The organism is Clostridium sp. DFI.5.61, assembly GCF_024462915.1.
In the GTDB taxonomy this organism is placed as follows: Bacteria; Bacillota; Clostridia; order Oscillospirales; family Oscillospiraceae; genus Lawsonibacter; species Lawsonibacter asaccharolyticus.
In genome coordinates this window covers 1-7,990 of the sequence record NZ_JANGBZ010000096.1, presented here as the reverse complement: position 1 = coordinate 7,990, position 7,990 = coordinate 1, and the positions used below count along the sequence as shown (strand labels likewise).

The window sequence follows — 7,990 nt, the reverse complement described above, 5'->3', positions numbered from 1 at the left end:
CCCCCCCCCCCCCCCCCCCCCCCCCCCCCCCCCCCCCCCCCCCCCCCCCCCCACTGCTCCTACTATACCATGAAGGAAATGGCTCGTCAATATCTTGTGCAAAATTCCGGCGGAAACACAATATTTTGTTTTCCTGAAGCGAAAAAGCAGGAAGCGCCGGCACATGTTTTGGGAAGAAACGGGGCAAAAACCGGCGATTTTTTTGAAAAAGAACACTCCCGCGCCCCGTGGGACGGGAGTGCTCTGCCATAAAAATTAGCCAAAAACGCGGAGGGGGGGGTCAGATGCCCCGCAGCTCCACTGCCGGGACCCAGGGGCGGACCAGAGCGGCGAACCCCTCCATCTCCTCCCGGGACCAGGCGCTCAGACCGGGCCGGAGCACGGTGTCCCGGTCGATGAAGGCCTGAAGAAAGTACCGCCGGGCGCCGGAGATCCAGGGGCCGATGGCGCGGAAGGAGGCGCTGTCATGGAACTGGCGCACCACGGTGGTGCGGAACTCATAGTCCACATGGCCCTCCAGCAGCCAGGACACGCTCTCCCGGATGGGCCCCAGGTCCAGGCCGGGGACCCCTGCGGTCTCTCCGTACCGCTCCGGGGAATTTTTGATGTCCATGGCGGCGTAGTCCACCAGCCCCAGGGACCACAGCCTGGCCAGGAGCTGGGGGTGGCTGCCGTTGGTGTCCAGCTTGATGGGGAAGCCCAGGGCCTTGATCTCCTCCAGAAGTGCCTCCAGCCCGGGGCGGAGCAGGGGCTCTCCGCCGGTGACGCAGACCCCGTCCAGCAGCCCCTTCCGCTTGGCGAGGAAAGCCAGCAGCTCCCCGCTGTCCATGGCGGCGGGGAGGGGGCCGGTCACCAGGTCCCGGTTGTGGCAGAAGGGGCAGCGGAAGTCACAGCCCCCCAGGAAAATCGTGCAGGCCACCCGGCCCGGCCAGTCCAGCAGCGTCAATTTTTGCAGTCCCTGAATGTCCATGGTCAGCGCTCCTTTTAGCTCTATTGTAGCGGCGGGAGGGGGAGCCGTCAAGACCGGCGGCACCGGAGACGGAAATAGCACAGCCCCGCCAGGGCGGGCAGGATGGGGGAGAACGCCTGGCCCAAGTAAATGCCGGCGGGGCCCAGGGCGAGGGGGAAGGCCAGCAGCCAGCACAGGGGCAGACGGAGCAGGGCCGCGTCCAGCATGGCATTGCACATAGCCACCCAGGAAGCCCCAGAGCCGATGGCGAAGGAGTCGAAGACATACATGGCAGCGTAGATCAGTCCGTTGACGGAGCAGCAGATGCGGAGATAGCGCACCCCCTCTGCCGTCACGGCCGCGTTCTCCGGTTCGAAGAGGGCGATGATGGGGGCGGCGGCCAGCTGGACGAGGGCGGTCAGAAGGGCAGTGGCCCCCAGACTGAGGAGAAGGCCGCTCCTGACGGCCTGACGCACCCGGTCCGGATCGCCGGCCCCCAGGTTCTGCCCCACCATGGCGGTCACCCCATAGCCCAGCGCCCAGCAGGGCATCCCGGCGAAGGTGCTGACCTTCAGGCCGATGCCGGCCGCCGCCGCCACGGAGACGCCGAAAGGGTTGAGCAGGCCGGTGAGGATCAGGTAGGAGAGGTTGACCACCGCCATCTGGACGGCAGAGGGGAGGCCCAGCCGGAGAAGGGAGAGGAGGGCGGCGGGGCGGAGGGGGAGACGCCGGAGGGAGAGGGGGACACAGCGGTGCAGGTGGGCCAGAGAGAGCAGAAAGGAGACGCCTTGGGCCGCCACAGTGGCCCAGGCGGTCCCGGCGGTTCCCAGGCCGCAGGGACCTGCCAGGATCAGATCCAGGAGGAGATTGACCACAGCGGCGGCGGCCACGAACCGGAGGGGACCGCGGGAGTCGCCCCGGCCCTTCAGGATGGCGCAGACGGCGTTGTATCCAAAGACAAAGGGGGTGCCCCAGCAGAGGATGGCCATATAGCCGCAGGCGTCCCCCATAGCCCGGGAAGGCAGGGCCATCAGGGTGAACAGCGGGCAGTAGCAGAGCAGGGCGGCCGCCGTCAGCAGGGCGGAGCCCGCCAGCGCCAGCAGGAACAGCGCGGCGGCGGCCTCCTCCTCTTCCAGGCGGTCCCCGGCGCCCCGGGCCCGGGCGGTGAGGACCGTCCCACCGGCGGAAAAGCCCATGCACACCGCGTTGAGGAGGAAGCACAGGGTGGAGGCGCTGCTCACAGCGGCCAGGCCGGTCTCACCCACGAAGCGGCCCACCACCAGCAGATCCGCCATGCTGTAAAAGGACTGGAGCAGATTGGCCAGCAGGAGAGGGAAGGAGAATCGGATCAGGCAGAGGGGGACGCTCCCCCGGGTCAGATCCAGCGTATCGGAGTTCATATCCATCGTTCCTTTCTCAAGACAGGTATAGAAGCGGGCGAAGGGCGGGGATACAGGCCCTCCGCCGGAAACGGGCGCGAAAAAGCCGCGGACAGAACACTGTCCGCGGCCTGAGTCATGAGAATGGAACAGAAGGGATCAAAAAGGCGCTCAAGCCCTTCTTGCGGGCCTGCGCGTGCCAGATCCCATCCCGTCAGGCTCCGTACAACGCTCTGTCACATCGGGTCGTCCGGAGCCGGATACAATGGCAAATTTTCCGTAGAGCCTCATGGGAGCCCTCCTCTCCTGGTGGATAGCTCTATTATAAAAGCGGCGGGCGGATCTGTCAACCGGGATCGGGGGCGGTGGGCTTGAAACAGGCACAAAAAGGCGGCCAGTCCGGAGGACTGACCGCCCAAGGTCCGCGCCGCTTCAGATGACAAAGGCCGCCAGCATAGCCAGATAGGAGGTGCGGGCATCCCGCCCCAGCAGGACATATATCGCCCCGTACATCAGCCCGAAGGCCATCACCCCCAGGCCAGTGGAGAGGCTCCCCCTGGACAGCATGTGGATGGCGCCCCAGGTGCAGCACAGCACCACGCCGCCGAAGGGGAACTGGCTCCGCCCTTTCCTCAGCACCTCCCAGAACCGCTGTCCAAAGGCTGCGATCAGAAGGACCAGGACCACCTCAAAGGCGTAGTAGAGATACTGGCCGGCGAACAGGAGGGGCCCCTTCTTCTGAAACTCTCCGATCACCTTCAGAGTCCCCCAGTCCAGCGCGTTCAGCAGGATGCACAGGGCGGCCAGCCCAATGGCGAGCCCCGCCCCCTTCCGGGGGACAGGCCTGGCCTCCAGCAGGGAAAAGCCCAGCTTTTTCTCCGCCTGTCTCACCAGCAGGGCGGCCGTCAGCCCCCAGCAGGCCATAGTCATCCCCCAGTGGAGAAGCGTATGGGCGGCGGTATAGCGGGAGGGCGGCGTACCGCCGAAGAGGGCCGGCTCCACTCCGCCCATCAGCACCATCTCCAGTCCCAGTCCCGCGAAGGCGTACAGGGCGTACCACAGAAATTCCCAAGGGGAGCTCTTGTCCCGTTTCACGGCCATTCCTCCCGTCTCTCAAATCAGGGCTATGATACCACGCTTCTCCCCTAGACGCAACGGCCCGGGTACGAAAAGCCCCCGCCCGCGGAGCCGCAGGCAGGGGCAGTGTTCTTTATTTAGCCTCGGGCTCCTCCTCGGGCAGTACCCGCACCTGGATCTCGATGACCCGGCGGTGCTCCACCCGGGTAACGATGACATCCAGGCCCTCGGCCTGGAAGTGGTCCCCCTCCTCGGGGACCCGGCCCACCTGCTCCATCACCCAGCCGGAGACGGTGGTGGCGGCGCAGGCGCCCTTGACGGCGAACAGGTCGAACATATCGTCCAGGTCGGCGGAGCAGGCGATGAGATAACTGCCGTCTTCCTGCTTTTTGAACTCCTCGATGACCTCGTCGTGTTCGTCCCAGATGTCGCCCACCAGCTCCTCCACGATGTCCTCCAGGGTGGCAATGCCCTCCGTGCCCCCGTACTCATCCACCACCACGGCCATGTGGGCCTTGTTCCGCTGGAGGATGCGCATCAGCTCGGAGATCTTGGTGTTGCCGGTGGTGTAGAGCACCGGGGCCTTCAGGGCGGAGATCATGGTCTCCCCCCGGTAGCGGGCGGCGTAGAAGTCCTTCTCATGGATCACGCCCACGATATTGTCGATGCTGTCCTGATAGATGGGCAGGCGGGAGTAACCGCTCTCCGCAAAGAGGGAGCCCACCTCCTCCATGGTGCTGTTCTCCTCCGCCGCCACGATATCCACCCGGGGAGTGAGGATCTCGGACACCTCCAGGTCGTGGAACTCGATGGCGTTGCGGATCAGCTCGCTCTCGTGCTCGTCCAGGCCGCCCTCGTTCTCCGCCTGGTCCACCATAGTGACCAGCTCCTCCTCGGTGATGCCGTCCTCCTCCCGCTTGTGGATGATCAGGGAGAGCAGGCGCTTCCACTGGGTGAACAGGAAATTGGCCGGGGTCAGCACGGCTACAAAGGCCCGCAGCAGGGGGGCGGAGAGCATGGCCCAGGCCTCCGGGCTCTCCTTGGCCAGGCTCTTGGGCGAGACCTCGCCAAAGATCAGGATCACCACAGTGAGCACGATGGCGGACACCGTGGGCCCCCGCACGTCATCCAGCAGCCGGATGAACAGCACCGCGCCGATGGTGGTGGCCACGTTGTTGACGATGTTGTTTCCAATGAGGATGGTGGACAGCAGCTTGTCATAGTCCTCCGCCAGAGCCAGGGCCCTGGCAGCCCGCTGGTCCCCGTTGTCCGCCCGGCTCTTCAGGCGGATCCGGTTCAGGGAGGTAAAGGCGGTCTCTGTGGCGGAGAAGTAAGCGGACATGGCCACGAGGATGACAAGAGCAACGGTCATTCCAATACTGGTACTGTCCATGGGGGACAAATCAACTCAGCTTTCTGTCATAAATTCCCGGTCTTCCGGGTGCTTAGCACAGGAGTATATCACAGATATTAAAAAAATGCAAATCTTATACCGGACAAATTCCGCTGTATCCCGGCAAAATTTGGCCTGGAGGCAGGCTGCCGGCCCCGAATGGCATCCTGGCGGCTCCTGGCTTGCTCTGGCGTCCCGGTTCTGGTATGCTCACAGAGAAGGGAGGTTTTTCTATGAAAGTGAGGGTGGAATACGCACCCGTGCTGGAAAACGAGGTGGTCCTGCGCTGCCCCCGGCTGGATCAGGAGATGCTCCGTGTCCTGTCTCTGGTGCGCTCCGGCCTTCAGAAGCTGTGCGTATGGGATGAAAACCGGGAGATCATCCTGCTCAGCCCGGATGAGACGCTCTACTGTGAGAGTGTGGACGAACATACCTTTCTCTATACCGCCTCTGCCTTTTATCAGACGGCCCTCACCCTGGCGGAGCTGGAGGGGCGGTATGGAGAGCTGGGCTATCTCAGGGTCAGCAAGTCCGCTGTTATCAACCTGCACCGCATCCGCAGCCTGAAGAGCCGGACTAGCGGCCGCATCGAGGCATCCCTGGAGAACGGGGAGCGGCTGGTGGTCTCCCGGCACTACGCGCCCCTGCTGCGGGAGCGGCTGGGACTATAAAAAGGAGGTCCATCATGGGAGAATTTATCCGTTTCTACAGCTGGGGCCTGTCCATGAAATTTCATATGGCTGTCTATACCCTGGCGCTGGTCTTTTTCAAGGCCATCTTCAACGCCCTGGCCGGCGAGGGCTCCGTATCCTCGCTCACCATGCTCCAGATGCTGCTGGTCTCCATGGCGGTGGCCATTCTGGAGTCCTTCCTTTTCCCGGAGGGCCGGGAGCTGGAGCCGTCCGCCCTGCGGGTGCGGACCGTCTGGTGGGGGCTGCTGTGCAACCTGGGGTTTGTGGGCGGCGCGCTGGCCCTGGGCTGGTTTTCCAATGTGCCGCTTTGGGGAGGCATCTTCCTGGTGCTCTTCCTGGAGTGGGGCTTGTCCGCCATGTGGTTCGGCCTCCATGTGGCCCTGCGGCGGGACACCCGCTCCCTGAACCGGAAGCTGAGCGAGTACCAGAAGCGGGGACCGGAGAGTTAGAGAAAAAAGAGGACGGATGCCCTCTTGGGGAGACATCCGTCCTCTTTTTCTTGATCCGATCCCTTTAATACTTGGCAAAGCCCGCCCCGAAGGTGCGGCACTGCTCCAGCCCCTCCTCATCGGGGGTCAGGTGGAGGATCAGGCCCTCGTCCTGGTACACATTGGCTCCGGCACTGTCCGCCCGCTGGGCCCAGTCCCGCATCCACTGACCGTCGCCCCAGTCATAGGAGCCGAACAGAGCCACCTTTTTGCCGCCCAGACGGCCCTCCAGTTCGGTGAAGAAGGGTTCAAATTCCGCCTCCTCCAACACCTCCGCCCCCATGGCGGGGCAGCCCAGTGCCAGCAGTCCATAGCCCAGCGCCTCGTCCACCGTGGTGTCGCACACCTGCTTCACATCCACTTCAGCTCCGGCCCCGGCGGCCCCCTCCGCGATGGCGTTGGCCATCGCCTCCGTGTTGCCCGTCATGGACCAGTAAATCACTGCCATCCTGCTCATGTATGTGACCTCCTGAAAATAAAAATTTGGTTTGTATAGCAAACGGGGGGGCGGGCCCATCCGGGCGCCGCGGATCTCCCCGCCTCTATCCCCTATCTCCGTCAAGCTGTCCGAAACAGCTGGACCAGCCGGCAGCCGGCCTCCAGGCGGCGGCACAGGGCCCTTCGGCAGCAGCCGTACTGCCGGAAGCATCTCTGGGCCCTCTCCACGTCGGAATAGACCTTCCACAGCCCGCTGTATTTATAGCCCTGGCCGCCATGCCGGCGAAAGCCCTCCACATCCTCGGCGGGATATCCCAGGAACAGCCCCACCTCATGGGGGAACCCACCGCTCCCCGCCATCCGGGACGCCAGATGGTCCAGCATGGCCTCCAGCCCGCCGGCCAGGGGATAGCCGTCCCGTTCCAGCAGACGGGCCACCTCCTCCTGCTCCAGCTGGCGCTCCAGGCGGTCCCGCCGGTACACCAGTACCAGACAGCGGCTGCGGCACCGGCACAGGGGCCGCAGAGAGATCCCCGCCCCGGCCAGGGCGGCGGAGTAGGACGCCAGCAGGGCGTCGGTCTCATCTCCTTCCCCCGGGAGGGCAATGAGATCTGCAGGCTTGATGCCTGCCAGGGCCGGCGCACAGTGAAAGGCCAGGGTCAGCTCAAAGCGCGCTTCGGCCGGCCGGACCTCAGAAGTTAGCATAAGCTAATCCCTCCTTTGAAAAATCGCGCCTTTCGGCGTTTGGCTGTAAAAGTTTAGTCCCTTTTGTTAGCTAGTGCTAACTAATAAAAATCTACCACAGTTTTTCCTTCCTGTCAACCACTGATTTTGCCCGCTCCCGTTTTGGCGGGGGCGGGCACCTGGGATGCGGGAAGGACATGACCCTGCTCTATGCGAAAGGCCGGGGATCGGGCCGGTGGTCCAGGAGAAAGCGGCGATGATAGTTTAACCCGGCATAGCGCTGGACCCTTTCCAGACAGAGGGCGTCAGAGATGCCCCCAGCCATGCCAAGGATGGGGATGCCCTGGACAAATTTCATCAACAGCAGGCGGTCGGCTAGGAGAGAGGCAGTCCGGCGGATCTGTGTCCCCTGGTCATAGTCCTCCGGCGGACAGGGGGTGAGGGCAAACTCGTCCAGCAGCGCGGTGCATGCGGCCAGCTCCTCCCCATAGGACAGGGCGCCCTGGACCAGAAGGAGCAGATAGTACCGCTCTGCCGGGGTATCCCACCCGTAGCCGTAACGGGCAGCCATTTGGTAGAGGCTTTTCAGCAGGACGCCGGTAAAGAGCGGGATATCGGGCAGGCCGATCCCCAGCAGCCCCAGGAGAGTGCCCTCGGCCCCGGAAAGAGCCAAATTGAGGGCCCCGGTCCGTCCCGCTCGGCGGGAAAAGACCCGCAGAGAGCTCCGGTCCCCCTTCAGCTGGGCGGCAAACTGGTCGATCTCAAACTGCTGCCGGGCCGCCTCGGCATCAAAGGTGCGTTCCAGAAGCCCGGTCCCCCGCTGGAAGACCAGATCAAATGCCTTGACAAAGGCGGAGTTAAGGGCCTCCCGGAGTTTGGGCGGCACCTTG

At 64.1% G+C, this 7,990-nt stretch carries 9 protein-coding genes; 2 read left to right on the top strand and 7 right to left on the bottom strand.

Annotated features, from left to right (window positions below; translation table 11 throughout):
* Positions 1-280 precede the first annotated feature (280 nt).
* From NE584_RS18885 to NE584_RS18870, 4 genes are all read right to left on the bottom strand, one after another.
* On the bottom strand, positions 281-970 hold the full coding sequence (locus NE584_RS18885) for an anaerobic ribonucleoside-triphosphate reductase activating protein (protein ID WP_256183500.1): 690 nt from the start codon (positions 968-970) through the stop codon (positions 281-283).
* Positions 971-1,017: 47 nt separating this feature from the next.
* On the bottom strand, positions 1,018-2,349 hold the full coding sequence (locus NE584_RS18880) for an MATE family efflux transporter (RefSeq protein WP_256183499.1): 1,332 nt from the start codon (positions 2,347-2,349) through the stop codon (positions 1,018-1,020).
* Between the two features lie 411 nt (positions 2,350-2,760).
* Positions 2,761-3,423, bottom strand: a complete 663-nt coding sequence (locus NE584_RS18875) for a hypothetical protein (protein WP_256183498.1) — start codon at positions 3,421-3,423, stop codon at positions 2,761-2,763.
* Between the two features lie 115 nt (positions 3,424-3,538).
* Positions 3,539-4,798 carry an HlyC/CorC family transporter gene (locus tag NE584_RS18870; protein ID WP_108981548.1) on the bottom strand — a complete coding sequence of 420 codons (1,260 nt, stop codon included), beginning with the start codon at positions 4,796-4,798 and terminating at the stop codon, positions 3,539-3,541.
* Between the two features lie 233 nt (positions 4,799-5,031).
* On the opposite strand from NE584_RS18870, the gene NE584_RS18865 reads away from it, so the two are divergent.
* The gene (locus NE584_RS18865; protein WP_256183497.1) at positions 5,032-5,469 is read left to right on the top strand and encodes a LytTR family DNA-binding domain-containing protein; all 438 of its coding nucleotides are present in this window, start codon (positions 5,032-5,034) and stop codon (positions 5,467-5,469) included.
* 14 nt (positions 5,470-5,483) lie between these two features.
* Positions 5,484-5,939, top strand: a complete 456-nt coding sequence (locus tag NE584_RS18860) for a DUF3021 family protein (protein WP_050623273.1) — start codon at positions 5,484-5,486, stop codon at positions 5,937-5,939.
* 64 nt (positions 5,940-6,003) lie between these two features.
* Here the strand turns inward: NE584_RS18860 and NE584_RS18855 are convergent, their stop codons facing one another.
* The 3 genes from NE584_RS18855 to NE584_RS18845 all read right to left on the bottom strand — a co-directional run.
* The gene (locus NE584_RS18855; protein WP_050623274.1) at positions 6,004-6,435 is read right to left on the bottom strand and encodes a flavodoxin; all 432 of its coding nucleotides are present in this window, start codon (positions 6,433-6,435) and stop codon (positions 6,004-6,006) included.
* Positions 6,436-6,536: 101 nt separating this feature from the next.
* Positions 6,537-7,121, bottom strand: coding sequence for a DUF3793 family protein (locus NE584_RS18850; RefSeq protein WP_050623275.1), 585 nt, complete (start codon positions 7,119-7,121; stop codon positions 6,537-6,539).
* A 187-nt stretch (positions 7,122-7,308) separates the two neighbouring features.
* A partial coding sequence (locus NE584_RS18845) for an EcsC family protein (protein ID WP_256183496.1) occupies positions 7,309-7,990 on the bottom strand: 682 nt, incomplete at its 5' end.

Coding starts and splice junctions, on each gene's coding strand:
- NE584_RS18885 (WP_256183500.1), bottom strand. CDS start 970: ATGGACATTCAGGGACTGCAAAAATTGACGCTGCTGGACTGGCCGGGC.
- NE584_RS18880 (WP_256183499.1), bottom strand. CDS start 2,349: ATGAACTCCGATACGCTGGATCTGACCCGGGGGAGCGTCCCCCTCTGC.
- NE584_RS18870 (WP_108981548.1), bottom strand. CDS start 4,798: ATGGACAGTACCAGTATTGGAATGACCGTTGCTCTTGTCATCCTCGTG.
- NE584_RS18865 (WP_256183497.1), top strand. CDS start 5,032: ATGAAAGTGAGGGTGGAATACGCACCCGTGCTGGAAAACGAGGTGGTC.
- NE584_RS18860 (WP_050623273.1), top strand. CDS start 5,484: ATGGGAGAATTTATCCGTTTCTACAGCTGGGGCCTGTCCATGAAATTT.
- NE584_RS18855 (WP_050623274.1), bottom strand. CDS start 6,435: ATGAGCAGGATGGCAGTGATTTACTGGTCCATGACGGGCAACACGGAG.
- NE584_RS18850 (WP_050623275.1), bottom strand. CDS start 7,121: ATGCTAACTTCTGAGGTCCGGCCGGCCGAAGCGCGCTTTGAGCTGACC.